This window comes from Carboxydothermus islandicus (assembly GCF_001950325.1).
In the GTDB taxonomy this organism is placed as follows: Bacteria; Bacillota; Z-2901; order Carboxydothermales; family Carboxydothermaceae; genus Carboxydothermus; species Carboxydothermus islandicus.
This window is the reverse complement of record NZ_BDJL01000132.1, coordinates 50,627-76,392: the sequence shown is the minus strand read 5'-3', so window position 1 is coordinate 76,392 and position 25,766 is coordinate 50,627. Positions and strand designations below refer to the sequence as shown.

General features: G+C 42.4%; 26 protein-coding genes and 1 riboswitch. Of the genes, 2 read left to right on the top strand and 24 right to left on the bottom strand.

The features are described 5' to 3' along the window. Positions 1–55 precede the first annotated feature (55 nt). From ciss_RS10885 to fusA, 16 genes are all read right to left on the bottom strand, one after another. Positions 56–2,539: a glycosyltransferase gene (locus tag ciss_RS10885; protein ID WP_075866313.1), complete on the bottom strand. Its 2,484-nt coding sequence runs from the start codon at positions 2,537–2,539 to the stop codon at positions 56–58. Then, the gene (gene csrA, locus ciss_RS10880) at positions 2,536–2,775 is read right to left on the bottom strand and encodes a carbon storage regulator CsrA (RefSeq protein ID WP_075866312.1); all 240 of its coding nucleotides are present in this window, start codon (positions 2,773–2,775) and stop codon (positions 2,536–2,538) included. Before csrA ends, ciss_RS10885 begins: the two co-directional genes overlap by 4 nt. Beyond that, complete coding sequence (gene fliW, locus ciss_RS10875; protein ID WP_075866311.1) at positions 2,759–3,214, bottom strand: flagellar assembly protein FliW; 456 nt, start codon at positions 3,212–3,214, stop codon at positions 2,759–2,761. Before fliW ends, csrA begins: the two co-directional genes overlap by 17 nt. A gap of 22 nt (positions 3,215–3,236) precedes the next feature. Continuing rightward, a complete protein-coding gene (locus ciss_RS10870; RefSeq protein ID WP_075866310.1) occupies positions 3,237–3,536 on the bottom strand; it encodes a DUF6470 family protein in 300 nt (99 codons plus the stop codon). Between the two features lie 21 nt (positions 3,537–3,557). Beyond that, entirely contained in the window at positions 3,558–4,421 is an 864-nt protein-coding gene (flgL, locus tag ciss_RS10865) for a flagellar hook-associated protein FlgL (protein WP_075866309.1), read from the bottom strand. Positions 4,422–4,434: 13 nt separating this feature from the next. After that, positions 4,435–5,856, bottom strand: a complete 1,422-nt coding sequence (gene flgK / locus ciss_RS10860; protein WP_075866308.1) for a flagellar hook-associated protein FlgK — start codon at positions 5,854–5,856, stop codon at positions 4,435–4,437. A 12-nt stretch (positions 5,857–5,868) separates the two neighbouring features. Then, positions 5,869–6,243 (bottom strand): hypothetical protein, encoded by a 375-nt coding sequence (locus ciss_RS10855; RefSeq protein ID WP_075866307.1) that lies wholly within the window; start codon positions 6,241–6,243, stop codon positions 5,869–5,871. Next, the gene (gene flgM / locus ciss_RS10850) at positions 6,244–6,513 is read right to left on the bottom strand and encodes a flagellar biosynthesis anti-sigma factor FlgM (protein ID WP_075866306.1); all 270 of its coding nucleotides are present in this window, start codon (positions 6,511–6,513) and stop codon (positions 6,244–6,246) included. It lies immediately after the preceding gene. Positions 6,514–6,571: 58 nt separating this feature from the next. Further along, positions 6,572–7,594 carry a protein-glutamate methylesterase/protein-glutamine glutaminase gene (locus ciss_RS10845; protein ID WP_075866305.1) on the bottom strand — a complete coding sequence of 341 codons (1,023 nt, stop codon included), beginning with the start codon at positions 7,592–7,594 and terminating at the stop codon, positions 6,572–6,574. Then, positions 7,581–9,680, bottom strand: coding sequence for a chemotaxis protein CheA (locus tag ciss_RS10840; protein ID WP_235837299.1), 2,100 nt, complete (start codon positions 9,678–9,680; stop codon positions 7,581–7,583). Before ciss_RS10840 ends, ciss_RS10845 begins: the two co-directional genes overlap by 14 nt. Positions 9,681–9,694: 14 nt before the next feature. Next, positions 9,695–10,165 (bottom strand): chemotaxis protein CheW, encoded by a 471-nt coding sequence (locus ciss_RS10835; protein WP_075866304.1) that lies wholly within the window; start codon positions 10,163–10,165, stop codon positions 9,695–9,697. Between the two features lie 2 nt (positions 10,166–10,167). Continuing rightward, the gene (locus ciss_RS10830; protein ID WP_075866303.1) at positions 10,168–11,754 is read right to left on the bottom strand and encodes a methyl-accepting chemotaxis protein; all 1,587 of its coding nucleotides are present in this window, start codon (positions 11,752–11,754) and stop codon (positions 10,168–10,170) included. 13 nt (positions 11,755–11,767) lie between these two features. Further along, a complete protein-coding gene (locus ciss_RS10825; protein WP_075866302.1) occupies positions 11,768–12,568 on the bottom strand; it encodes an OmpA/MotB family protein in 801 nt (266 codons plus the stop codon). Then, positions 12,546–13,352, bottom strand: a complete 807-nt coding sequence (locus ciss_RS10820) for a flagellar motor protein (RefSeq protein WP_075866301.1) — start codon at positions 13,350–13,352, stop codon at positions 12,546–12,548. The genes ciss_RS10825 and ciss_RS10820 overlap by 23 nt, the downstream gene beginning before the upstream one ends. 78 nt (positions 13,353–13,430) lie before the next feature. Further along, positions 13,431–14,549 carry an HD-GYP domain-containing protein gene (locus tag ciss_RS10815; RefSeq protein ID WP_075866300.1) on the bottom strand — a complete coding sequence of 373 codons (1,119 nt, stop codon included), beginning with the start codon at positions 14,547–14,549 and terminating at the stop codon, positions 13,431–13,433. 153 nt (positions 14,550–14,702) lie between these two features. Then, a riboswitch (cyclic di-GMP riboswitch) is annotated at positions 14,703–14,791 on the bottom strand. A gap of 13 nt (positions 14,792–14,804) precedes the next feature. Then, positions 14,805–16,823 carry an elongation factor G gene (gene fusA / locus ciss_RS10810; RefSeq protein WP_075866299.1) on the bottom strand — a complete coding sequence of 673 codons (2,019 nt, stop codon included), beginning with the start codon at positions 16,821–16,823 and terminating at the stop codon, positions 14,805–14,807. A 158-nt stretch (positions 16,824–16,981) separates the two neighbouring features. Between fusA and spoVB the strand changes: the two genes are divergently transcribed. Beyond that, complete coding sequence (gene spoVB / locus ciss_RS10805) at positions 16,982–18,481, top strand: stage V sporulation protein B (RefSeq protein ID WP_075866298.1); 1,500 nt, start codon at positions 16,982–16,984, stop codon at positions 18,479–18,481. Here the strand turns inward: spoVB and ciss_RS10800 are convergent. Further along, positions 18,471–21,365: a DNA polymerase III subunit alpha gene (locus ciss_RS10800; RefSeq protein ID WP_075866297.1), complete on the bottom strand. Its 2,895-nt coding sequence runs from the start codon at positions 21,363–21,365 to the stop codon at positions 18,471–18,473. The genes spoVB and ciss_RS10800 overlap by 11 nt on opposite strands. Positions 21,366–21,494: 129 nt before the next feature. Between ciss_RS10800 and ciss_RS10795 the strand changes: the two genes are divergently transcribed. Next, positions 21,495–21,731: an alpha/beta-type small acid-soluble spore protein gene (locus tag ciss_RS10795; RefSeq protein WP_075866296.1), complete on the top strand. Its 237-nt coding sequence runs from the start codon at positions 21,495–21,497 to the stop codon at positions 21,729–21,731. Here ciss_RS10795 and surE read toward each other — a convergent pair. From surE to queD, 7 genes are read right to left on the bottom strand one after another with little or no spacing between them, the layout of a single operon-like run. Beyond that, the gene (gene surE / locus ciss_RS10790; RefSeq protein WP_075866295.1) at positions 21,705–22,499 is read right to left on the bottom strand and encodes a 5'/3'-nucleotidase SurE; all 795 of its coding nucleotides are present in this window, start codon (positions 22,497–22,499) and stop codon (positions 21,705–21,707) included. The genes ciss_RS10795 and surE overlap by 27 nt on opposite strands. 9 nt (positions 22,500–22,508) lie before the next feature. After that, positions 22,509–22,685: a YpmA family protein gene (locus ciss_RS10785; protein ID WP_075866294.1), complete on the bottom strand. Its 177-nt coding sequence runs from the start codon at positions 22,683–22,685 to the stop codon at positions 22,509–22,511. Positions 22,686–22,714: 29 nt separating this feature from the next. Beyond that, positions 22,715–23,293 (bottom strand): GTP cyclohydrolase I FolE, encoded by a 579-nt coding sequence (gene folE, locus ciss_RS10780; protein ID WP_011343878.1) that lies wholly within the window; start codon positions 23,291–23,293, stop codon positions 22,715–22,717. A gap of 18 nt (positions 23,294–23,311) precedes the next feature. After that, complete coding sequence (locus ciss_RS10775) at positions 23,312–24,028, bottom strand: 7-carboxy-7-deazaguanine synthase QueE (RefSeq protein WP_075866293.1); 717 nt, start codon at positions 24,026–24,028, stop codon at positions 23,312–23,314. A gap of 27 nt (positions 24,029–24,055) precedes the next feature. Further along, positions 24,056–24,613, bottom strand: coding sequence for a DUF366 family protein (locus tag ciss_RS10770; RefSeq protein ID WP_075866292.1), 558 nt, complete (start codon positions 24,611–24,613; stop codon positions 24,056–24,058). Then, positions 24,614–25,261, bottom strand: a complete 648-nt coding sequence (queC, locus tag ciss_RS10765) for a 7-cyano-7-deazaguanine synthase QueC (RefSeq protein ID WP_075866291.1) — start codon at positions 25,259–25,261, stop codon at positions 24,614–24,616. Positions 25,262–25,265: 4 nt separating this feature from the next. Then, on the bottom strand, positions 25,266–25,628 hold the full coding sequence (gene queD, locus ciss_RS10760; RefSeq protein WP_075866290.1) for a 6-carboxytetrahydropterin synthase QueD: 363 nt from the start codon (positions 25,626–25,628) through the stop codon (positions 25,266–25,268). Between the last annotated feature and the right edge of the window lie 138 nt (positions 25,629–25,766).

The window sequence follows — 25,766 nt, the reverse complement described above, 5'->3', positions numbered from 1 at the left end:
CTTGACTTTCTACTTAATATTTCGGTAGAAACTAAATTTTTTTTATAATTTTTAACTAACTGATTTTATTGACTATGTCACCAATATTTGGAATAAATTCTGGATATCCGACAGCATCACCTAACAATTTCAAAAGTAACGTAATTTCATTTGCTTCCTTTATTTTGCCAGTAAACAACAATACATGTAAGTAAAGATAGTACAAGTCTGTATAGTCATTATAAATCAGCAGGCTATCCTCTAAAATTTTTCGGGCATCTTCATCTCTTCTTAATTCAAGCAGGCACAAAACTATATACCTTAAAATCACAGCTTTTTCATTTCCTTCAACAGCCTGAAAATATTCATTAAAATATTTAAGTGCTTGTTCATACTTCTCCTCAATAAAAAAGCGAATGGCAGGTTGATAGTTACTTTGAAATTCCTGATTTTTGCTCCGGAAATAAATCAAAATCTTCTTTTCTAAGCTATTATCTTTCTCAGAACTACTTCTTCTAGCAACAATTTGCCACTTACATAACTCTACGCCATCAACAAAAGGATAGATAACAGGAGCCTTTATAACACATGCAGTCGTTGTTTTTAAAATTTTTTCAAAAGTATATTTTTCCTCATCTTTTAAAAATTCTAAGTTACCTAAATTTAATTCCCAATCACTAATTTGGTTTTTAGCAATTTGCCAATTTGCAACTTCAATATAAAATTTTGAAAGTTCATTAATTATTTTTCCCCAATTAAATAAATTAGCAGTTTTAAGGCCATTAGTTATTAATTTTTCACGTAATTTATTATTAAGACTCAGAAGTTTGATTTTTTCAGCAATTTTTCTAAAATCCCCAATTTCTACAAGTAAACTATTATAATCATCCTTTGCATACTCTAATACCCCAATATTTGCGGTAGAAATCACTGGACAACCGCAGGCCATCGCTTCAAGCGGTGGTAGTGGAAATGATTCATAGTAAGAACCAGAAACATAACATAATGCTCCCCTATATAATTCGGCTATTGAATTCTGATCTGGACTAATAAATATTTTTGATACTTCTGGATAATGATTCTGAGGAGCTGTAGGAGTTATCCAAATTAAATCAAGGTTATACCCTTCTTCCTGCAATATTTTATATGCTTTAATAATTTCATTAATACCTTTAAACCGTATTTCACTTCCAACCATTAAAATATATGGTTTATCATTGATATATTTTCGACCGTTATGATTAAATACTTTAGGATCAATTGCATTATGAAAAACATTTGAATCACGGTTATAAACTTTCTTGATATGTTTTGCTGTTTGGTCCGAAACAGTAATTACATGATTTGGTAGTTTGTATACTTTGCTTAAAAATCCTTTAAGCTGTTCATCCAAATTTTCAAACTCATACAAATGGAAATCACCCTGTTCAAAATATACAACAGGCGCAATTCCTGCCTCCACACATTCATCAATATGATCCCAGTATGTTGCTACAATAACATCACAATCCGGAATTGCTTCACTAAAACTTATGCCAAATGGTATTTGTCTATATTTTGCATTTATAATATACCAGTTAGGCTTAGGATAGTGAGAAATGATTGTAACATCGTGTCCTAATTCCGTTAATCGATTGGCATGTTCAAAAATAATTTTTGCGCCTCCAGTTATGCCAACATGAGTCATGACATAAACAATTTTAAGTTTACCAAAATCTTTATTATTTTTTTTAACTAATGAAAGTTCCAACTTTTCCAAATCCTTATTAAATTTATTAAATAATTTCTTTTGACGTATTTTGGTAATGATTTCATTTGGATTAATTTTAAATTCTTTACTTTTTAACGAATCTCTTAACTTAATATATCTTTCTCTGTTCCACTTAATCACTTCAAAGTCAATTTTTTCTATCATTTCTTTTTTTTGCTCAACTTTAGAACACACTAAAATATTTACTAATCCTCCATAACCTTTTAGGACCTTATCAAAAAATTGCGTGTAATATCCTTTTACAAAAAAACCGGCTTTTTTTAACAATTTTTCCAATTCTTCCAGTGTATAATGTCTGTAATGAAAAGGATTTATTCCCCCTTGATAAAATGGATTATCTAAATGAGGAATTAATTCTTCATTAGGAGCAGAAATAATCAAAATCCCATCATTTTTTAAAACTTTATAAAAATTTTTTAGTAATATTTCATCTTTTTCAAGATGTTCAATAGTTTCAAATGATGTAATTAAATCAAATGTTTCAAATCCTAACTCAGTAGCAAAATCATGCGTTAAATCTAATTTTAAATATTTAATTTTATTATGGTTAAAATAACAATTTGCCCATTTTAAAGCTTCATCTGAAATATCTATTGCTGTAATACTTTTGCAATTTGAGTTCGTAGCTAAATAAAAAGCTCCATATCCAACTCCTGTAGCTGCATCTAAAATATTCGCATCTTTTTTAACAAAACTTAGCGCAAAATGATACCTTTCTTGATGATCAAGAGATGCTTCATTAAAAAATTTAGGATACTGTCTTTCTCCATTGGCTACTGCACTATTCATTCTTTAGTCCTCCTAATATTTACATCAAACTCTAATTTATTTAAATTCTGCCGAATCGCCTCTTTATTCTCCCTCTCAATCTCCCGCCAGATTTCTTCCCGGTAAATTGAATAATGCTGCGGAGCAGTAATTCCAAGCTTTACCTGTCCCCATCTGCTGTCAACTGCCAGTACGGTAATTTCGATTTCGCCGTTAATAATTACTTTCTGATTTACTTTTCTATTTAGTACCAGCATCGGCTTGCTCCTTTACCTTGCTTAACGGAATTGGATAGCGAACAGGGTACTCTGCATCAAGAATAATCTGGCGGGCTATCTTTTCTTGTAAATTAAAGACAACCGGCGCTTTTAAATTTATAATCATTTCTTGCGCTTCAGGCGGTATTCGAACTATATTTAAACTTAAAGCTGGTGTTTCTTCAGATAAATGCATAAGACCTTGTTGTTCACCACTCAACTCTACATGATAATCATTAAGTAATTGCGATGGCTCAAGTAGTATGAAGTAAATTTCCGGTTCCTCTACGGCTATTAAAAAGAAAAAAGGACTATTATCCCGGTGCCGTATAAGTACAAACTTCTTTAGATGAATAAAACCAGGAAGTCCTTCGGGAAAAGAAAATATTTGCGATTCATCGGCTTCAATTTCCCCAAAAGCCGGAGAAAAAAGACGCAAAATAAACACCACCTTAAAGTATTTAAAGATAAATATCGAGAAAAACAGAGTTGTTTTTTACAAAGTTAATTTCAGGCCTTACCGTAGGAAGCATGCGGACAGTAAGCTCTACCTCTTGTAACGGTGGTACCACGATACTTTCAATAGTATTTCCTTTCTCAAAAGCTGCTAATAAATTCCCCTCATCAACTCTTCTGACAATTCCCTCAAGGGCCGCATCCATGCCTTTCTTTGCCTGAGTTCGCGAAAATTCTACCGGCGTTAAATATCCAATATCGGCCCGACAACGAGTCGTATCGATTAATACCCGTACATCATTCATAATCTCTCAACCCGCACTAATTTATCGCAAAAAATCTACTAATGTCGGTGGTAAAATCCTTGCCCCCACGGCTAATGCCGACCGATAAACGTTCTCCTGATTTTTTAAATCAATAATTGTAGCGGCAATATCCGCATCTTCGGTTTTGGATAAAAGTTCTTTTTCCGTTTCTAACTGGGCTAAGAGGCGGTTTTGCATTAATTCCAACCGGTTTGTCCGGGCTCCCACATCGGCACGGACGGCCAAAACACTGTTTAAGTTGTTATCCAGAGAACCTATATCCGAAGATAATGCAGAAACATTTCCAGAAATTAAATGATTAATTATTTGGTCTAAAGTATTAATTACATTTATAAATAACGGTGAACCCTGTGTGTTAACCTGAACTTTTATATTACTCCCTATCTCGAAATATATTCCGTTACTATTTCCCTGCCAAGTACTCCCATTCCAGGGTTGTTTTTCTACTTCCGTGCCCCCAAAAATATACTTGCCGGCAAACTGGGTGTTGGCAATAACGCCTACTTGCTCTTTAATTTGTTTAATCTCTTCAGCTATGGAGTTTAAGGATTCCTGAGGTAAAGCACCATTGGCCCCATAAACAGTTAACTCTTTAACCCGCTGCAGAAGATTTGTAAGTTCATTAAGCGCAGCATCAGTAGTATGGAGCCAGTTTAACCCATCGTCGATGTTTCTCTGATACTGCTCTCCCTGATTTATGTCACTCCGGTACTTCATCGCCCGCAGTAGCTTCACCGGATCATCGGACGGTTTGGTTAAAGCTTTACCGTTGGACAGCATCTGCTGGCTTTTTTCCATATCGGCCAGGGTGCGGTATAAATTGTACAGCAAGTTATCCTTAAGCATTCCCGGGGTTATCCGCATCTTTATTCCCTCCTTAACGGCCCACTATGCCCATGCGGTTTATGACAATATCCATCATTTCATCTATTGCCGTCACGATGCGAGCAGCAGCACTGTAAGCATTTTGGTACAAAATCATATTGGCCATCTCTTCATCAATAGAGACCCCGCCCGACTCCATCCGCTTGTTGTTCAGGTTTTTCGTTAAAAGCTGTTCATTCTGGTACATCCGCTCGGCTTCCTGGGCATCAACCCCCAGACGGGAAATAATCGTGCGGTAAAAATCATTAAAAGTTGCCGTTGGGGTAGTTGAACCCGGAAGCGTCATCGTAAGCTTATCTTTTAACTGGGCGATAGCTAAAGCAATTTCGCCATCACCGGGACTGGGAGTTTTAGCAGCAGCAATGTTGTTTAAATTGGCACTTACTTCAGGAGCGAGGGCAATGGTTTGAGCATCGGTTCCGTCAAAAAAGTTGTATCCCGGATTGGTCATGGGTGAACCCAAAACATAACCCTGCGTATGAAGATTATTGGTTTCAATAATCAACGTCTGGGCCAGGGAATCGAGGTAATCTTTCATCGTCTGTACATCGACATCCCGGGCCGCAAGGTTGGCAGCAAGCTCCCCTTTCTGGGATGTTATGGTTACCGGCGTATCATCACTCCAAAAAACTTCAAAAAAGCCATTAGCGTTTTTCTCTACCTTAAACGCATCCACCGTTAAACCATCAACCAATTTTTTCCCACCGATTTCAATGGAAATGGTCCCATCCTGGTTATCAATTAAGGTAAAGTCAATAAGTTTTGCTAACTTATTTAAAAGTTCATCCCGCTGGTCCATCAGGTCGTTGGCGTTAAATTTGACGATATTTGTTTTAAAAATCTGGTCGTTGATATCCCGAATCTGCCGGGCAATGGAATTTATTTCTTCAACATTAGCCTGAACCGCAAAATCAATATCATTTTGCAGGCTGTCTAACTGTCCCCGCAGGTGGTTAAAAGTTTCGACCAGAGCCTTGGCCGTTTGCTGCACTACCGCCCGGGTTGCGAGGTTTTCCGGGTTTTTGGAAAGTTCCTGCCAGGCATTCCAGAAGCGGTCCATAAGCTGATTTAAACCGGTATCGGAAGGCTCGTTAATGATTAGCTGAATTTTATCGAGAACATCAAAACGGGTTTCCCAGTAGCCTAAATTCATTAATTCCTTGCGGTACTCAATGTCCATAAAAGTATCCCGAACCCGTTCAATTGACGCCACCACTACCCCGGTACCTACCTGCCCCGGCTGCATCGGAGCAAAAAGGGAAGGCACCGGAAAGGGGGTATTGGGAGCAAAATTTACCCGCTGCCGGGTATATCCAGGCGTATTGGCATTGGCAATGTTATGGGAAGTAATATCCAAGGCTAACTGCTGGGCGCGCAGGGAACTTAAAGCCGTTTCCAAACTTAAATTAAACATTTAAAATCCCCCTTAAACCTGCCGGTCCAGGATTGAATTACTACCTTCCGGCAGTAAATTTTTCTGCAAAAACTGGTTAAACGCCAGTTCCTGCCTTAAAAGAAGCGACAATGTTTCATTTTTTTCCTGGACTTTGCGGGCGTAATCTTTGAGCTGGGTAATTATTTCATCATCTTCTTTGCTTAAATCCTGACCGTACGTTGCCGCATACCGTTCTTTTTCTACTTCCGCCACTTCCGCCGCTACTCCCGCCATTTTCTGTAAGTTTCTGCTAAAATCTTCAATCTTTTGGTCGATTACGTTCTGAATCTGTTCTTCTATGATAACTAAAAGTTCGGCTAAAAGCCGAACTTCTTTCCGAAAAAGCTCCTTAATCCCTTCATCCATTTAAAATTCGCCCCATTCTTTTAACTTGGCGGCTAATTTTTCCACGTCAATCTGGTACTCCCCTGATAAAATCCTTGCTTTTATTTTACTTACCAGTTCCTCCCGCACTTCGGGAATTTCCGCAAGTTTTTTCCTGAGTTTGAGGATTTCCTGCCCGCTATCGGTTAAAATAACTTCATCGGTTTTGCTTTTCTCAGTACGGACCGGAGAATTAACCGACTTATTATAGAGCTCCACCACATTTTTAAAATCTATCCGATTTATCCTCATACTATCCCCTCGTATCATTTTGGTGCTACCTAATATTTCGGAAAAAAATTTAATTTCTTTAGATATTGGCTGCAATTTCTTCCGCAATGGCCGATAGGGGCAAAACCCGGGATACTCCCCCTATATCTACTGCCGCTTTGGGCATCCCGTAAACTACCGAAGTTTCTTCGTCCTGGGCTATGGTATACCCTCCCCGTTCTTTAATAGCTTTCATCCCGAGGGCACCATCTTTTCCCATGCCCGTTAGCAAAACTCCAATGGTTTTGCTGCCCGTCACTTCTGCTGCCGAAAGCATCGCCTCATCAACAGAGGGGTAGAAATGAGCCGGCAGGTGTTCCACCGGCTCAATTATTTTAGCCGTTAAACTATTTCCATGCTTTGCAATTTTAAAGGTATAACCAGCAGGGGCCACATAGACCGTTCCGGGGAGCAACTGCTCGTCTTTTTCCGCTTCCTTTACCTTTAGCCGGGAAACTCTGGACAGCTGCTCCGCCAAAGGCTTGCTAAACCCGCGGGTAATATGCTGGATGATTACGATAGGCACCGGAAAGGTTTGCGGAAGTCTGGGAATGATTTCCCGTAAGGCCGGCGGTCCACCGGTAGAAGCACCAATCACCACCAATTGCCGACCGTTCTTCCCCAGATTCAGGTTTTTGCTTTGCGGCACATCCCCGGTAAAAATTTTGGGCTGCTTCTTGGCCAGTACGGCAATTTTTATCTTTTCCTTTAATTCCGCAATAACTTTGTTCCAGTCTCCATCTTTGGTTACAAAATCTACCGCACCATTTTCCAGGGCTTCAATAGTTGCCTTAGCGCCGTGGGTTGTTAAAGAAGAAAGCATAATTACCGGTACCGGATAAACTTTGCTTAACTCTTTTAAGGTACTAAGACCATCCAGTACCGGCATTTCCACATCTAAAGTTACCACATCCGGTTTGACCAGAGGTATTTTTTGTAATGCTTCCCGGCCGTTTTCTGCTTCGCCAACTATCTGGATTTCGGGACTTAAAGCCAGACTTGTTTTGAGCCGCAAGCGGATTAAGGCCGAATCATCCACAATAAAAAGCTTATACCGCGACATTTAATTCACCTATTTCATTCTCCTGCAAAATCCCGCGGGCATCAATGATAAGACCAATCCGCCCATCGCCAAGGATTGTAGCTCCCGATAGACCCTTGACCTGGCCGAGGTATTCGCCCAGGGATTTAATCACAATTTCTTGCTCGCCAAGGAGGTTGTCCACAATTACGCCCAAACGGTGATTGCCGGTGCCTAAAATAACCACAAAATACCATTCCTTTTGCTCCTGTTCTTCGGGCAGATTAAAGAGATTGGACAGGGAAATTAACGGAAGCACCTTGCCCCGGAGCAGCATTACATCATAATCCTGAACTTTTCGCAATTCCTCTTTACCAGCAATTAACGTTTCCTGCACAAAATTCAACGGGAATGCATAGATCTGACCCTGGTGTTCTACTAAAAGAGCCCGGATAATGGCCAGGGTTAAGGGCAGGCGAATGGTGAAGATGGTGCCTTTCCCCACCTGGCTTTCTACCTGGACTTCCCCGTTAATTTGCTCAATCTGGGATTTAACAATGTCCATGCCGACGCCCCGGCCGGAAACATCATTGACCTTTTGGGCTGTTGAAAGTCCCGAACGGAAGATTAGTTTAATGGCTTCTTTATCCGAAAGCATTTCCGCCTCTCGTTCGGAAATAATGCCTTTTTCTACAGCCTTTCTTCGTACCGCATTGGGATCAATACCCCGGCCGTCATCTTCAACGGTAATAACAATGTTATTTTCTAAATAAGCTGCAGCCAACCGCAGCCGTCCCGCTCTGGGTTTTCCAAGCTTTTCCCGTTCTTCGGGAGGCTCAATACCGTGGTCCAAAGCATTTCTAATTAAGTGGATTAACGGGTCCCCGATTACTTCGATGACGTTTCTATCCAGCTCCGTTTCTTTCCCCTCCACGATAAACTCCACTTCTTTATTAAGCTTCTGGGCTAAATCCCGCACCATCCGGGGAAAGCGGTTAAAGACCTGGGCAATTGGCAGCATTCGAGCTTTCATTATCACATCCTGTAAGTCGGTAGTAATCTGGCCAATATGGGACGATACTTCCGCCAGTGTTTCCACCAGTTCGTTATTTTCCCGGTTGATATTGTAAAGCTTATCAATCACGCTCAATAGGCGGGTGCGGTCGATAACCAGTTCCCCCACCAGGTTCATTAATGTATCCAACTTCTGGACATCAACCCTTACCGTTTGCGTTACCTTTTTCTCTTCACCAGAAGCTGCAGCCGGTGTTTTAGCCTTAAAATCAGTTAACGTTTTCTCCGGCGATGCCGTTTTTTCCCCTTCTACCTCAGTCGCCTTTACTTCTTCCTCACCCGGTTGTTCCTTCTTTATTTCCAAATTGTCTTCCACTTGTTTTGGGTTAATTTCTACCCGTTCCACTTCCGAAATGGTTAATAAAATATTCTGCAGCCGGTCGACATCTTCGCCCGAGGCCAGGTATACGGTGAAATCAGAAAATTCTTCGGATTTTACCAGAAGCTCTTCCGCTGGCACAGTTTTAATAACCGTTCCCAACTCCCGTAACTGCTGAAGAACGATAAAAGCCCGGACCGATTTCATAACCGTTGCAGGGTCCAGGTATACCTTTATTTCATAAAGCTGGTAGCCTTTTAAATCAAATTCTCTGATTTTTTCTATTTCTTCAGCCGTAAATTCTTCAGTAGCGCTCTGGGTAGTCTTGGGGGCAGGAACACTAACATCCTTTCCCGCCACCGCTTCTTTAAGTTTGGCTATAATCTCGGTAGTGTCATACTTTTCCGCATTTTCGGCCACGATTTCATCCCTCAAAATTTTTAAGGCATCTAAAGCCTCAAAAAGGACGTTTATGAGGGAAGAAGTAGGCTTTAATTCGTTATTCCGCATCTTATCGAAAATATTTTCTATCTCATGGGTAAGGGAAGACATCTTGGTAAAGCCCATTACCGCCGACGAACCTTTAATGGTATGGGCTGCTCTAAAGATTTCCTGTAAAACTTTGGGGTCATCTTCCCCTGACTGTTCTAACAAAAGTAAGTTATCGGTTAATATTTGAATTTTTTCTTCTAATTCATCCAAAAAAACCGCCATTTCCGCATCGGAAAACACCATAGCTCACCTCAAATTTACAAATTTGCCAGCGCTTCTTTTTCTTCACCTTTTAAGACCCGATTTAAGTCAAGTAGGATAATCATCCGCTCGTCTTTTATAGCAATCCCCTGAATAAAAGCCGAATCGATATCGTTAATTATGGAAGGGGTTGATTCTATTTCCACATCGTTTAAGCGAAATACCTCCATCACCGAGTCCACAATCATCCCCACCGTTATTCCATCCACATCCACTACAATAATCCTGGTAGCTTTATCTCTTTCCACTTCCGGCATCCCCAAACGTTTTCTTAAATCAATAACAGGGATAATTTTCCCCCGTAAATTAATTACTCCTTCGACAAAGTATGGAGTATTGGGAATTTTGGTGATATCGGTCATGCGAATTATTTCGTAGACCTTAGCGATGTCAACGCCGTACTGCTGCTGATTTAAGGTAAAAATGACAATTTGCGCCTCACTTTTATTCGTTAAATTTTCCGCCATCCTTAAAACTCCTCCTCATTATTTCTTTTGGTATTAAAATAAGCTACCTGGGCCTTAATCTTATTGGAAGTCTCAACCAGGGTATGAGATGTTGCCGCCAATTCTTCGGTGGTGGCCGCCGTTTCCTGGGTAACTGCAGAAATAGAGTTAATCATTTCCATAGTTTGACTGGCGCGCTCGGCAACTTCATTGCCGTGTTTGGCAATTTCTTCTATCATTGCCACTACTGAATTAACCGCATTTAAAATCCGGTTAAAAGCATCTTTATTTTTGCCCACCATTTCATTGCCATCGTTTATAGCCGCAAAGGTCTCCTGACTGCTCTTTTGAATTTCAACTACCAGTTGTTCGATTTCCTTGGTGGATTTTGCCGAACGTTCGGCAAGCTTTCTAACATTGTCCGCCACCACCGCAAACCCCTTGCCATGCTCCCCGGCCCGCGCTGCCTCAATGGCCGCATTAAGAGCTAAAAGGCTTGTTTGTTCGGCAATGTCTTCAATAACCGCCAAAAACTCGGTAATCCTGGAGATGTTGCTTCCCAGCCGGTCGATCTCCCGGTTAATTTTTTCCATGCTATCGCTGAGCTGGGCGACGGTTTTGGCCCCGGTTTGCGCCTGGGCCATGGTTTCCTCCGAAACCTTAGCTGCTTTGGCCGCCTGATTGGCAGCTTCCTGGATTCCCCGCACGATCTCATCAACTGCCGTAGTCGCTCCCTGCACCTGAGCCGCTTGCTCCGTTGCCCCCCGGGAGACCTGCTCCGCTACCGAAGCCACCTGATCGGAAACCCCGTACAAGTTTTCTATCTCCGTGGATATGGTCGAAATCAAGCTGTTTAATTTGCTCACCATATTATTTAAGTCCGTTGCCAGTTCTCCCAGTTCATCGGCCTGTTTGATATCCACCGTACAATTAAGACAGCCTTCCTCTACCTTATGCACCGTTTCCCGTAATTTTTGAATCGCTACAATAATCGGGTTGGTAATAAAGTAACCGATAATCATTGCTAAAATTGCCGCCAAAACGGTACTGCCGCCCACGGCTCCGGCCGCTACTTTAAAGATTTTTAAAAGCTTTTCCCGGGCCTCGTTATCTTCCTGCTGCGCAGTATCCTCAAGTTTATTGATGTGGTGCATAATGTTTCGCGCGTTAACCTGAAGTTGATTCATCGTCGCCTGTTGCTGGGCAACGGTGGGAGTTTGATAATTTTCTATTAAATTCTGGGTTTTGTTTAATACCGCTGCCAATTCTTCATACTGCTGCTTTTCGTCACGGCTATGGGCCATTTTTTTGGCCGTAGTTAAAAGCTCACTTATTTCCCGATAGTTTTTTTGCACCTCCGTAAGTCGCTGGGGATTGGGTAAAAGCAGGTAATCATTGGCCGTATTGAAATATTGAAAAAGGGATGTTTTTAATTCCCCCAACCGCTTGAGTTCCCCTAAAAGCTCTTTATTTTGTTTTTCATGACTCTGATTTACCAGGTAGGTAGAAAATACCGCACCCGTTCCTCCAATCACCATCATAGAAGCCAGAATAAAAGTAAGGATAAACAGCTTGGCCCTGATACTTAAGCGCAGTTTAAATCCCCCCATTAATTCTCCCCCTTTAATTTTGTCCGGGTATTTTCCCGCTTTTTGGCTCCGTTGATTCATATTTGCTTTTTAAAATAACGATATCTACCCGCCGGTTCTTTTGCCGGTTTTGCTCGGAATCATTCGGAACTCGAGGGCGATACTCACCGTATCCTACCGCCGATAAACGATAGGGCGGAAAGTTAAGCCCATCAATTAATTCATGTACCACCGAAGTTGCCCGGGCTGTCGAAAGCTCCCAGTTAGAGGGAAATTTACTGGTGTTTATAGGCAGATTATCGGTATGCCCTTCGATGCGAATATAGTTGGGAAGCGGTAAAAGAATTTCCCCGATTTGCCGCACAATTGCCTTGGCCTGAGGGGTCAGCTCCGCCGAACCTAATTTAAACAAAATGGCATCTTTAAAGGAAATGACCACTCCCCTTTCTTCCAGGGTAGCCGTCACACTGGCATTCAAGCCTTTCGCTTTTATGTACGACTCGACTTTAGCCTTGATAATCGCTAAATTAGCCGTATCTTTTAAATCCTTCTCATCTACCGCCGGTAATTGTTCCTGGCTGGCTTTTCCTATATTGCCCTCTACCGTTGCATTGCTCCCGGTAACCACATCCGGTCCGGCATTGGTAAGCACAATTCCTCCTCCGCCCAGAGCTTTACTCAAAGAATTAGCAAGGGCACGAAACTTTTGCGCGTCAATATTGGAAAGGGCATATAATACAATAAAAAACACCATTAAAAGGGTAATCATATCCGCATAGGTAATAAGCCAGCGTTCGTGGTTTGGCGGTTTTTCACTGTGCTGACGCCGCTTCATTTAATTCACCCTGACCTTCTTTAAGAGTTTGATTTCTAAGTTTGGGTTTTAAGAATGAACGAAGCTTTTCTTCAATTAACATCGGGTTATGTCCTTCCTGTAAGGAAACCAAGCCTTCCAGCATCATTTCTCTAATTAATAGCTCTTTTTTACTTAAATTTTTTAGTTTTGCCGAAAAGGGCAACCACAATATGTTAGCCGAAGACACCCCGTAAAGGGTAGCAGTAAAAGCCATCGCAATTGCCGGGCCGAGCTTTTCCGGCGTCGAAAGTTGGCCCAAAACGTGCACCAGTCCCATAACCGTACCGATAATCCCCATCGTCGGGGCATAACCACCGGCCGCTTCAAAAAATTCGGCCCCCGCCCGGTGCCTTTCGGCAATAGCATATATTTCATTTTCCAAAATCGAGCGGAAAAGTTCCGGGTCGGTACCATCGACAATTAACTGTAAACCCCGGCGTAAAAAGTCATCTTTGATGTTGGGCAGGTCATTTTCCAGAGCCAGTAACCCTTCCCGCCGGGCTTTTTGAGCAAGAGAAACAATTTGCTTTACCACATCTAATTCATTTGGTAACTTTTGCGTAAGCATGATTTTAAAATACTTAGGAATTGCCAATACCTCTTCCGTCGAAAAAGCAATAATACTGGCTCCAATCGTACCTCCAAAGATAATCACCGCTGCCGAAGGTGCCACCAAAGAAGTAATATGTCCACCCTCCATTAAAAATCCCGTAACTAGTGAAGTAAAAGCTAATACTACCCCTAACACCACCATTATTTCCATCTTTTCTCGCCCCTTAAATCTTTTAAGCGTCTTTTAACCTAATTATACCAAATTTTTTAAAATATTTGTTTGTTTTTGTTACCTTTGCGTTAAAATTTGCGCAATACTTTCGTTTGCAACTTCGGGATACAAGATAATTTTCGTAACCATCAATTTATACTCTTCTGCCAGGGAAAGATAGTACGGTTCTACCGGCCGCCCATTATCGGCAATTACCCGTATTACCGGCCGATCAGGAAACCCAACCGGTGTTCCGGTAACTATGCCTTCAAGGCCATTATTTAATAAAACCTTTGCTCCCACCGGATAAACGGCAATAGACGACGCAAAGCTTTTAACCGTATTCAGGTCAAATTCGCCGCCGCCAAGGGCTAAAACAAATTCGTAAACCTCTTTGGGATCTATGGGATCGCGATAAACTCTTTTGGAAGTCATGGCATCATAAACATCGGCCACCATAATTATTTTGGCAAACTTATGAATTTTATCGCCACTTAACCCCTGCAGATAGCCGCTGCCATCCAGCCGCTCATGGTGCTGAATTATACCCTGAACTACACTGCTGCCGAAGTTAAGGTAGCGGGAAACTATTTCGCCCCCTTTTTCCGGATGAAGTCGAATTATCTCCATTTCTTCCGGAGACAACTTTCCCGGTTTATTTAAGATGTTCCAGGGTACCTGGGTTTTACCGATATCGTGTAAAAGACCGCTGATGCCCAAATTGATAATTTCATCGTGTTTAAAGCCGGCTTTTAAAGCAGTGGCCATGGAAAGCAAGGCTACATTTACCGAATGAAAGTAAGTATAGTCGTCAAGATTCCGGATATCGTATAAGTCTAAAAGAAAACCCTTTTTATCCAAAAGCTCGGCTAACATTTCCGCTGCGGTTTCTTTAAGTTGCTCCCGGTAATTGGCGACTTTAATAGCAAAATACCTTTCCTGCAAAATATCCTGATAAAGATTGTTTACCACGTTTAAAGCCCGGCGCCGGACCATTTCCGAAATTACAAATGCTTCTTCAAAATCATCCCTGCCATCATAAATGTAAAGCCAGCTATATTTCAACTTTTTGAGCCGATTAATCATGACGGAAGTTAATATAGTCCCGGCATTTATTAAAATCCGCCCCTGCCCGTCCATTACCGGGTAACCAACTTTCAGACCGGGGATTAAATACTCCACAGGAATACGACGCATTTTTGCACCTCTACTGCCATTATTTTTTTATTTTACATCATAGTTCTTGCTTACAAAAGATACTCCGTACTTTTCCGATAAGATTTTTCCATGATAATAAAAATCAAAACCCTCCTGCCGCAAGGTGGCACGGAGGGTCTATAGCATTACACCTTCGGCAGCTATCTGGCATAGCAGGAGAAGCTGCTTTAGCCCCTGTAGCTTTATGTCCCCGGCTTTCACCGTGTTTGCCCTTTTCGAAATTTAGAGAACGTTTTATTCTTCTTCTTTCTTGTTTAAGTTTGCTTTTTTAATAATTTCTTCCTGGAGTTTGGGCGGTACTTCCTGGTAGTGGCTGAAAGTCATGGTATAAAAGCCCCGGGCCTGGGTCATGGCTTTAAGGTCAATATTATATTTTAACATCTCGGCATACGGTACATAAGCTTTAACCCGGGCCCAGCGTCCCTGGGTTTCCATGCCCAAAACATGGCCGCGTTTACCGTTAAAGTCGCTGATTACATCCCCCATAAATTGCTCCGGTACCGTCACTTCAACAAGCATTACCGGTTCCAAAATTACCGGATTGGCTTCCTTAACACCTTTCTTGAAAGCCTGACTGGCCGCAATCTTAAAAGCCAGTTCGGAAGAGTCCACCGGGTGATACGAACCATCGTACAGTACCGCCCGCACATTCATTACTTTATAGCCGGCCAGTACTCCTTCGTTTAATGCTTCCCTAATCCCTTTTTCCACCGCCGGGAAATACTGTTTGGGAACAGCACCGCCAAAAATCTCTTCGCCAAACTCAAACTCTTTATCCGGCAATGGTTCTAATCTAAGCCACACATGGCCGTACTGCCCCCGGCCACCGGTTTGCTTTTTATATTTACCTTCCACCTGAACCGTTTTCCGGATGGTCTCCCGGTAAGGCACCCGTAATTCTTCGGTTACCACTTCAACCCCGTACTTTCGTTTAATTGCTTCGAGAACAATTTCCAAATGGAGTTCTCCCATGCCGGAAAGGAGGTTCTGGCGGGTTTCCAGGTTTTTCTCAAGCTTAAGGGTTGGGTCTTCTTCCAGGGCGCGATGGAGAGCAGAGGACAGGCGGTCTTCATCGTTTTTACTTTTGGGAAGAATGGCAATGGTCATGTTAGGAGTGGGATAATCTACCGGTTCTATTTCCACCGGTTTATCTTTTAAACTCAAAACATCGCCGGTACCGGTTTCGGAAAGCTTTATTAAGCAAGCTATATCTCCGGCATTTACCTCCTGGGTTTGAACCTGTTCTTTCCCCCGCATAAAAAGGATATGGCCGATTTTTTCCGGTTTATCCTTTTTAAAGTTATAAAGTACAGTTTCCGGTTTTAATGAACCCCCCAAAACTTTAACAAAGTTAATCCGGCCTACATACGGGTCAGCTAATGTTTTAAACACATAAGCCACCGGGTGGTCGTAACTTTTTTGGGGAGGCGGCAGCAGTTCACAGGAAGCCTCTAACAAATCTTTAATACCGATATTTTTTGTGGCAGAGCCCACAAAAAGGGGATAAATTTTTCCCGCCTGTACCCCTTTTTTGAGCCCTATGGCAACCTGCTCAGGAGTCAGTTCCGCTCCGTCCAAATACATCATTAAGAGCTCATCATCATTTTCCGCCGCAGCTTCCGTTAATTGCATCCGGGCTTCCAAGACTCGATCTTCATACTCGGCAGGTATAGACCCTTCCGTTAAATTGGTACCATCAAAGAAGTAAGCTTTATTTTTTAAAACATCGATATATCCTTTAAAATTTTCCCCTTCGCCAATCGGTAAATGAAGGGGTACTACTTTGGCCGAAAGAATCTCCCGGATCTGATTTAACGTTTTTTCAAAATTGGCATTTTCCCGTTCTATTTTGTTAATAAATACAAAACGCGGCAAACCAGCATTATCAGCAAGATTCCAGACCACTTCCGTCTGAATCTCCACGCCGGACGCCGCGCAAATTACAAAAATTGCCCCTTCGACAACTTTTAAAACACTTTTTACCTCACCGATAAAATCCGCATACCCCGGAGTATCGATAAAGTTTAACTTATGGTTGTTCCACTCGCAGGGCACAAGGGAAGCGTGAATGGTCACCTTCCTTTTAATTTCCTCCGGGTGGTAATCGGAGACAGTATTTCCGTCCTCCACCCGGCCCATTCTTTTCAATACTCCGGTGTTGTAAAGTAAAGCTTCGGTGAGACTGGTTTTGCCCGCCCCGCTGTGGGCAAAGATACCGATGTTTCTTAAAAACTCTGTAGGGTAGCTTTTCATCCAAAGCCCTCCTAAGGATTTTTTATTAGTAATATATTATTTCAGCATAATTTCGGGTTTTCCTTTTATTTTTTTGAAATTTTTTTAATTCTACGGGAATTTCCTGAAGCATAAACTTTTTAATAACGGCTAAATTCATCGGATAAAGGGGTAACGGTATGTCTCTTTTGTACGGAACTCTTTTAATGAGTTTCGTAAGCTTTTTCAATCGTATCTTAGGCTTTGTTTACCAGGTCTTAATCGTAAGACTCCTCGGGGCTGAAGGTATTGGCTACTATAATATGGCCTATCCGGTTTTTGTTTTTTTGCTCGTAATCTCCACCCTTGGCATACCCCTGGCCCTCTCCCAAATTATTGCCCAGGAAGGTTTTAAAAACCGGGCTTATAGTAAAAACCTTCTTTTCTTCTCCATAATTTTCCTTTTACTGTTTAGCATTGCCGTTTTGGAGCTGTTTTTTTCCTTGCTTCCCCTGATTCGGCATCTTCTATTTCCTTCGGAATATAGTTTTTACGCTTTTTTATGGTTGATACCCTCAATTCCGGTAATTGCCGTTTCCTCAGCTTTAAGAGGATATTTTATTGGTTCTTTACGCTGGAATATTCCGGCCCTGGCGCAAAATATCGAACAAATCGTTAGAATTTTGGTCTCCCTGAGTTTAACCTCAGCCTTTATTAACGTAAGCTTAAAAGATGCTCTCCGGGGTCCTTCCCTGGGAGTCCTTGCCGGAGAAACCGTTGGCCTTTTGGTAGGAATACTATTTTTAGATAAAAAATTTGCCCTTTCCTGGATGCTTCCCGCAGGTTATCTTAAAAAAATCTTTTCCCTGGCAATTCCCGTAACCCTTACCCGGGTGATGGCCACCCTCCTTTCGGCTTTAGATGCTCTCTTAATCCCCAAGGCATTGGTCCTATCCGGCTTATCCTTTCGGGAAGCCACCGCCACTTACGGTTTATTTTCGGGAGTGGCTATGACCCTTCTTTTAACGCCGGCAGTTATTACCAATACCCTTTCTACCACTTTAGTGCCCGGTATTGCCGAAGCCCTCGGTCAGGAAAACTTTTCTTTAATAAGAAGCCGAAGTTTTTATGCTTTTAAGCTTTCCCTCATCGCCGGTCTTCCCGTTACGGCTATTTTGCTGTTATACGCCGCTCCCCTTACCGCTTTACTCTTTAAATATCCCGAAGCCGGTCAATTGGTGGTAATTTTAGCTGTAAGCGGGCCTTTTTTGTACTGGTACCAAACGGTTACCGGTATCTTTCAGGGTTTGTCCCAGCCCCAAACCCCTTTTTACATTTTGTTAGGAGCAAGCGGGGTTAAAATCCTGTGCCTTCTGCTTTTAACCCCCAGGATAGGGATTACCGGCACGTGTCTTTCTTTTGCCCTTTACCATTTTCTCCTTTTCATCTTGAGTTTGTTTGCCTTAAAACTTAAACTTCGCACTTTAACTTACGACCAAACCCTTTTAAAAGTGATTTTTGCCTTTCTCGGCTCCCTTGGCCTGGGTTATGGCTTTTCGAAATTTTTCAGCCCCACCATCCCCTTTAACCTTGTTTCAGGGATATTGTTTGTTGGTACTTCTTACCTCTTACTCCTGCTGGTTCTGGGCGGGATTACCTCTTATGAATTAAGCCGCTTATCCCGGCTTTTTAAACGATAGGAACAATTTTTCGAGCAAAAAGGCGCCCGTCTTTTTCTACTGCCCAAATCCGAACGAACTTTTTCGTTAAACTCCAGAACGATTTACCGTACAGAAATGCCGGAACTAACACTTCGTAAAATTCCTGCCGGTTTTCCAGAGTAAGGGTTAAAAACGGTTCTCCCTGGCGAGTATAGCGGCGGCGACCAAAAGTTACCTCGCCGGTGATGATTAGTCCCTCCCCTGTTTTTTCTACTTTTGCCTCCAAATCCAACCAGAATTTAACGCCGATAACTTTCCGAGCTTTTTTAAGATAATCGCCGGCTTCTTTTTCCTTTTTCAGGGAAAAGTTTGGTTCAGCAAAAAGACCGGGGATCGGTTTAAAAAGTTTATAAACCTCCAAACAATAAAGAAGACTTTCCCGGCTTAACCCAAAACCGTCAAAAGCCCCGGCTAAAATGAGGTTTCTCATTGTTTCGACCGAAAGTTTATACCCCGCCCGCTGCCAGAAATCCCAAAAAGACGTGTAGGGCGTTGTTCTCCCTTCTAAAATTATTGAAGCCGCTCTGGGGCCAACCCCTTCGATATCTTTAAAGCCTATTCTAATCCCGTCTTTAACTTCGGTAAAACCGTACTGACTTTCGTTAATATCCGGAAGCAGGATTTTAATCCCTCTTCTTCCCGCTTCCCTCAAGTAAAACGACGGCGGATAAAATCCCCCCTCGGAATTTAAAAGGAAGGTGAAATAAGTTTTGGGCCAATGGGTAATAAGGAAGGCGGAATAATAAGCCAGATAAGCGTATGATACGCCGTGGGCTTTATTAAATCCGTAACCGGCAAAGTTTTGCAGTAAACTAAAAATCTTTTCCGCATCAGCAGACGAATAACCGTTTTTTACCGCTCCCATCATAAACTCTTCTTTAAGTGCCGCCATAATCTTCCGGTCGTGTTTGGACATCGCTCGCCTGAGGTCATCACTTTTGGCAAGATCAAAGCCGGCAACTAACGCCGCTATTTTAAGCACCTGTTCCTGGTAAAGAACTAAACCGTGACTTTCCTCTAAAACCGGTTTTAAAGCGGGATGATGGTATACCGGTGGGGCTTTTTGGTGTTTGGCTAACAGATAGTTGTCCACCTGTCCGCTCTCTAACGGCCCCGGGCGAAAAAGGGCCAGCACCTGGGCTAACTCTTCAATATTCCGGGGAGCAACTTTCCCAAGATAATACCGCATACCATCGCTTTCCAGTTGAAAGCAACCGATGGTCTGGGCCTTTTTAATCCTTTGCCAGGTTTCCCGGTCGTTCAGGGGAATAGATGCGTTCCTTCGACTCCGGTGGACAACAGTTAACAGTCTTAAACCCAAAAGGTCCACTTTTAAAAATCCTAACCGTTCCACATCATCCTTATCAAACTGGGTAATTTTCTCACCGCGAAAAGAGGAGGCCAGGGGAATTTGCTCTAAATCTTCCCGGCGAGCCACTACCAACCCGGAAGCATGAACCGAAAAGTGCCGGGGATGTCCTTCAAAAAACCGGGCTAAAGTTAATAGCTTACGCATTACCGGATCTTCTAAAGCCTTCCTTACCTCCGGCAAAGCCCTGAGAGCCTTTTCAATGCTGCTCCCGCCAAAAGCCGGGAGAAGAGGGGTTATTTTGTTAAGTAAAGGTTCGGGATAGCCCAAAGCCTTTGCCATTTCCCGCACCGCACCCCGGGCGGCAAAGGTTATTACCGTACCGATATGGGCTACTCCATCATCGCCGTATTTTTGGAAAAGATAGCGGATAACTTTCTCCCGGTCCAGATGGCCAAAATCTAAATCCACATCGGGCAAAACTTTCCGCCCCGGGTTCAAAAACCGTTCAAACAAAAGGCCGTGTTTTAGAGGATCAACTTCGGTAACGCCTAAAAGATAAAGCACAAGACTTCCTGCGGCCGAGCCCCGTCCGGGACCTAAAGCTAAATCCTGGGATTTAGCGAATCGTACCAAATCATGCACAATTAAAAAATAGCCTGCAAGCCCCAAGCGTTTTATGATCTCAAGTTCATAGTTAAGCCTCTCTTTTACTTCCCGGGAGATCCGGCCATAGCGCGTATAGGCCCCTTCAAGGCAAAGCTTTCTTAAGTACTCATCCTTTTCTCCCGGACAGGTAAACTCCGGAAGTTTCAAGTCATCCCCGGGAAAAAAGTCCCCAACTTTTTCGGCAATTTCCAGGGTGGTCTTTAAACTCTGGGCAACAGGCGCAAAAATCTTCGCCATCTCGTCTGGCGAAAGATAGTAAGCATAAGGGGAAGTTTTTTGAGGAATCCGGTCTAAAGTTACATTGTTTTTCATAGCGCAAAGCAGCCGGTAGAAAAAATAATGGTTTTTTTCCAAAAAGCAAGGATTGGTGCTTCCGGCAAGTTTTAACCGGTATTTTTTGGCGATGGCTAAAAGGGCTTTGATGTTTGCGGGATTAGTTAAAAGATCGTCTACCCTTGCCAGGAGGTAAAAATCATCGCCAAACGCTTCCTTAAAATTAAGAACATTTTTTAACCCCGCCGCTAAAAACTCTGCCCCGCCAAGGATGATAAGGCCCCGGGCTTCCAGAATTTCGGCAAGGGACAATACTTCCTTACCAAAATACTTTTGGGTAGCTGCCCGCACTAAAAATTTATATCCCTCCTTATCCCGGGCGTAAAGCCAGAGGGGCCCTGCCTCACTTTTAACTTCAAGCCCTAAAAGAAGCTTTAAATTAAAATTTTTCGCGGCAAAAAACCCTTTGGCAGCGCCAAAAAGATTGGTATCGGCAATACCCACTGCTTTTAAGCCCAGGCGAGCGGTTTTCTCCATTAAATTGTCAAGCTTAATACTGCTTTCCAGAAAGCTATATCCGGTTTTAATGTTTAATGGCACATACTCTATCATAAAACTTCCCTCTTTCGAATATATGTTCGATTTTATTATACAAAAAAATAACACCGTTACCACCATTTTGCGAAAATATTTACCGTCACCGTCAGCAATAATAAAAATAAAAAGAAAGGGTGAAAAAAGATGGCCAAATTTACTCCTGAGGGAACTCTTCTCCCCGCCGACGTCGCTGATACCCTTAAATACGAAATCGCTGCGGAACTGGGAATCACGGGAAAAATTGATATGGCTAACGACTACTGGGGCAATGTTGCAAGCCGCGACTGCGGCCGGGTCGGCGGTAAAATTGGGGGTAACATGGTAAAACTGATGATTAAAAGAGCAGAAGAGGCTTTAGCCCGTGGCCAAAGCCTCTTCTAAAGCTTTTACCCAGGTTTTAAGCTCGTTTAAGTAATGGTAATTGGTCAGGTCAAAATGAAGAGGGGTAATGGAAATTTCTTTGCGCGCCAGGGCTGCGGTGTCGGTGTCCTGGCCGTTTTCGTAATTGACCGCTTCCCCGGACAGCCAGTAATAGGAAAGCCCCCGGGGATCCTTTCTTTCTTCAAAAACGTTGATATACTTTCTCACTCCAAGGCGGGTAATGGCTATCCCTTTAATTTCTTCCAGAGGTACATTGGGAATGTTAATATTTAAAATAGTGTCCCGGGGCCAGGGATGTTCTAAAATCCGGGGTAACAGGCGTGCAAAAATCTCCGCCGCCCTTAAATACTCCTCATCTTCGAAGGCAAAAGAACCCATGGAAATAGCTATGGCCGGTATGCCGTTAATCATCGCTTCAATGGCCGCCGAAACCGTCCCGGAATAAAGCACATCGGTACCGAGGTTCGGACCGGAGTTAATCCCCGATAAAACTAAATCCGGCGGTTTATCGAGAAGCGCTTCCACGGCCAGCTTAACACAATCCGCCGGGGTACCATCCACCGAGACCCCCCGCACCTTGCTGTTTTTAAAAGTAATGTCAAAAGCCCGAAGCGGCCGGTGTACGGTAATCCCGTGGCCGGTAGCACTTTTTTCCCGGTCCGGAGCCACCACCGTTAGCTCATATTTCTCTTCTTTTTCCAATACCTGCCTTAAAGCTTTAATCCCCGGGGCATAAATCCCGTCATCATTGGTTAATAAAATCCGCACAATTCCCACCTACTCTACTTCATAAATGGACATTACCATCTCGCCATTTTTTTTGTTTAAACCAAACATCACTTTTTTATCCTTTAAATGTTTATTTAAAAAATCCACCACCAAATACATTTCATCCCAGGGTGTAAAATGTTTCTGGGCTATGAGTTCCAGTTTTCCTTCCTTTTTCTCGCTCACTAAACTCACCTCTTTCTTATAATATCGTATTAATCCCTTAAGGGTGATTGATGCCCGATTAACGCCATTGCTTCCGCCCGGGTGGCAACCGAAGTGGCAAAAATCCCCCGCACCGCGGAAGTAATGGTCTTGGAACCCGGTTTTTTGACCCCCCGCATAGTCATACACATGTGCTCCGCTTCAATAACCACCAAAACTCCCCGCGGATTGAGTTTCTCCATGATAGCATCGGCAATTTGACTGGTAAGCCTTTCCTGAAGCTGCGGTCTTTTGGCAAAACCTTCCACTACCCGGGCTAATTTGGAAAGGCCGGTTACCTTTCCCTTGCGCGGAATATAGGCTACATGGGCTTTACCGTAGAAGGGTAGTAAGTGATGCTCGCACATGGAATACAGAGGAATGTCCTTAACCAGAACCATTTCTTCATGCTCTTCGGTAAAGTACCGTTCTAAGTGTTCCGAAGGGTCCTGGGACAGTCCCGCAAAAACTTCTTCATACATCCGGGCAACTCTTTTCGGAGTATCTTTAAGCCCTTCCCGGTCCGGATCTTCTCCGATAGCTTCCAAAATCATCCGCACGGCAATTTCAATTTTTTCTTTATCAACCATGAAAACGCCTCCAGGAACTTATTTTAGCTGTAAAAATTTATGAATTTGGGGAATTACCCGTACCTCCCAGAGCTTTTCTAAAGCTTTTTTTTGTTTTCCCAAGATAAAGTCAAGGGAATAAGCAATGGGCGTTACCGGTTGCAAAATTAACGGAATATAAGAATTAACAGCAGCTATGCTTTCTAACGCCTCATTAAATACCCTGTCCTCAACTTCGGGAGAAAGAACCATTTTAACATAAGTTTTTTTGGCCGCTGCAATTCTTAAAAATTCCCGGTGAATTGCATGATACTCGTTTGTAACGAAAGGCTGCAATTTGTAGTCCTGGCTTACTATATCCACATAGCGCAAAACTTCTTTTAAGTTTTCCGGCAACGTACCGTTGGTCTCTAAAAGTACTTCCCCCGGATACGACAGTTTCCGTAAAAATTCTTTTAAAAAAGCCGAATGTAGAAGCGGCTCTCCCCCGGTTAGGGCAAGCTGGGGATAGTAGGTAAAATCGTAATTTTCACGCAAAATTTCCACCAATTTTTCCGGAGTTACCGGATTTAAAAATTCTAAAAGAGAACCGTCTTCTTTCTTTACCGTAAACCTTTCCTTTTTTTCCCTGGCATCTTCGGTGTCACAATAACTGCAGTTTAAATTACATCCGGAAAAGCGAATAAAGAGGGTGGAAACACCGGCATACAAGCCTTCTCCCTGAATGGAAGGAAAGATTTCCACAATATTTGCCATAAAAGAAAAAACACCTCGATTTCAGGATTAAAAAACTCCTCTTACCTTAGCCTTTGCCAAATTTATAGCTTCCATTTCCATACCATAGCGCTGAACAATTAAGCGCCCTATATATTCCACCTTGCCTTCTAAACCCAAATCGGCAAGGCCAATTGCCGCTACTGGAGTGTTGTCACTTCTAATGTTTATCCCGGTATGAATTAAAGTAGATACCAAAGATTTGGTAGCAATAGACACCGAAAGTTTCCGGTCGTCAATATAAAGGTCATCGCCCATCCGGACAATTGGTTTATCGATTAAAGCTTCCAGAGTTTCTTTAATTATGGCCACTAAAAGCCGCTGTCTTAAAACCGTTTTTTCCAAATCCAGGTCAAAATGTTCAACGAGAAAATGAAGCATGTCTTCACTGTAAATAAAAGCGTTTTCTTTTTTGTCTTCTAAGTCCACCAGGTGGTCTGATACCTCGGCCCTGCCGCGAAAGGCAATTATCGCATCGCCAATTAAACCAAAATTTTCATAAATAAAGTGGGGCCTAAGCTGTGAACCATCGTAATCAATTTTTTGGTCGATAAAGCGAGCAAACATTTAAGTTCCTCCCCGCGCCCGTTTTAGCCTTAAACAGCTTTCACATACCCCGCACATTTCGTTTCCGCCGTAGTAACAACTCCAGATTAAGTCCATGGGAGCCCCCAGTTCAACTCCCAGGCGGTAAATCTCGGATTTTTCTAAATTCTGGGTAAAGCTGACCACTTGCACGTGATTTAAGGTACTGTATTTTAAAGCGTGATTAACCGCCTCGACAAACTCCCGGGAGTTATCGCTAAAAGTTTTTGCTTCTTCCGCATTAAATCCGGTAATTATGTATTTTGCTCCCATACTTTCGGCATAGGCGGCGGCGATATTAATAAAAAGACCATTTCTATTGGGAACCCAAACTTTTTCCATTGAGGTTTTGACGGCATCATCGTTTTCCAAATCTATATCGGTAGGTATTTCTTGATCTTCAGCCACCAGAGAGGTTCTAGTAATCTTCTTTAAAAACGATAGTTCAATTACTTCCTGGGGAATACCATAGTAATCCAAAATTTTTTTACTGTGTTCGATTTCCTTTTGGGCAGCTTTTTGCCCGTAATTAAAAGTCAGGCCCAGCACCACCTGAAATTTTCGTACTCCATAAGCAAGGGATACGGTAGAATCAAGCCCCGCCGAAAGTAACACAATTGCTTTCTCCATATTATCACTCCAAATAGGTAGCAGCATTATTGGGAGATTCCCAAACTTTAACAGCACACAATTTTATTTCGGGATAGACTACAAGTTTTGCTTTTAACTCTTTAAAAATATAACGGGCAATGTTTTCGGCAGTTGGATTATCCTGCAAAACGTCATTTAAAAGCTTATGATCCAGGCGAGAAGTTATATCTTTTAAATAATCTTTAATCATACCAAAATCAATTAAAAGCCCCAAATCATTGGTGGTCTGCCCTTCCACTTCTGCTTCAACCCGCCAGGTATGGCCATGTAAATTGGCACATTTTCCGTCATAATCTTTTAAAAAATGGGCTGCGTCAAAAGTTGTAGATACGGATATTTTAAACACTAAGTTTCTACCTCCGTAAATATTTTTTGCAAATTTCTTGGGGTCTATAGCGGAATTTGTTGGAATTTTTTGCCATAACTTTAGCAGGGATTTTTGGAAAATTATTGAATTAAATTTTTGGTATTTTAGTTTTCGGTT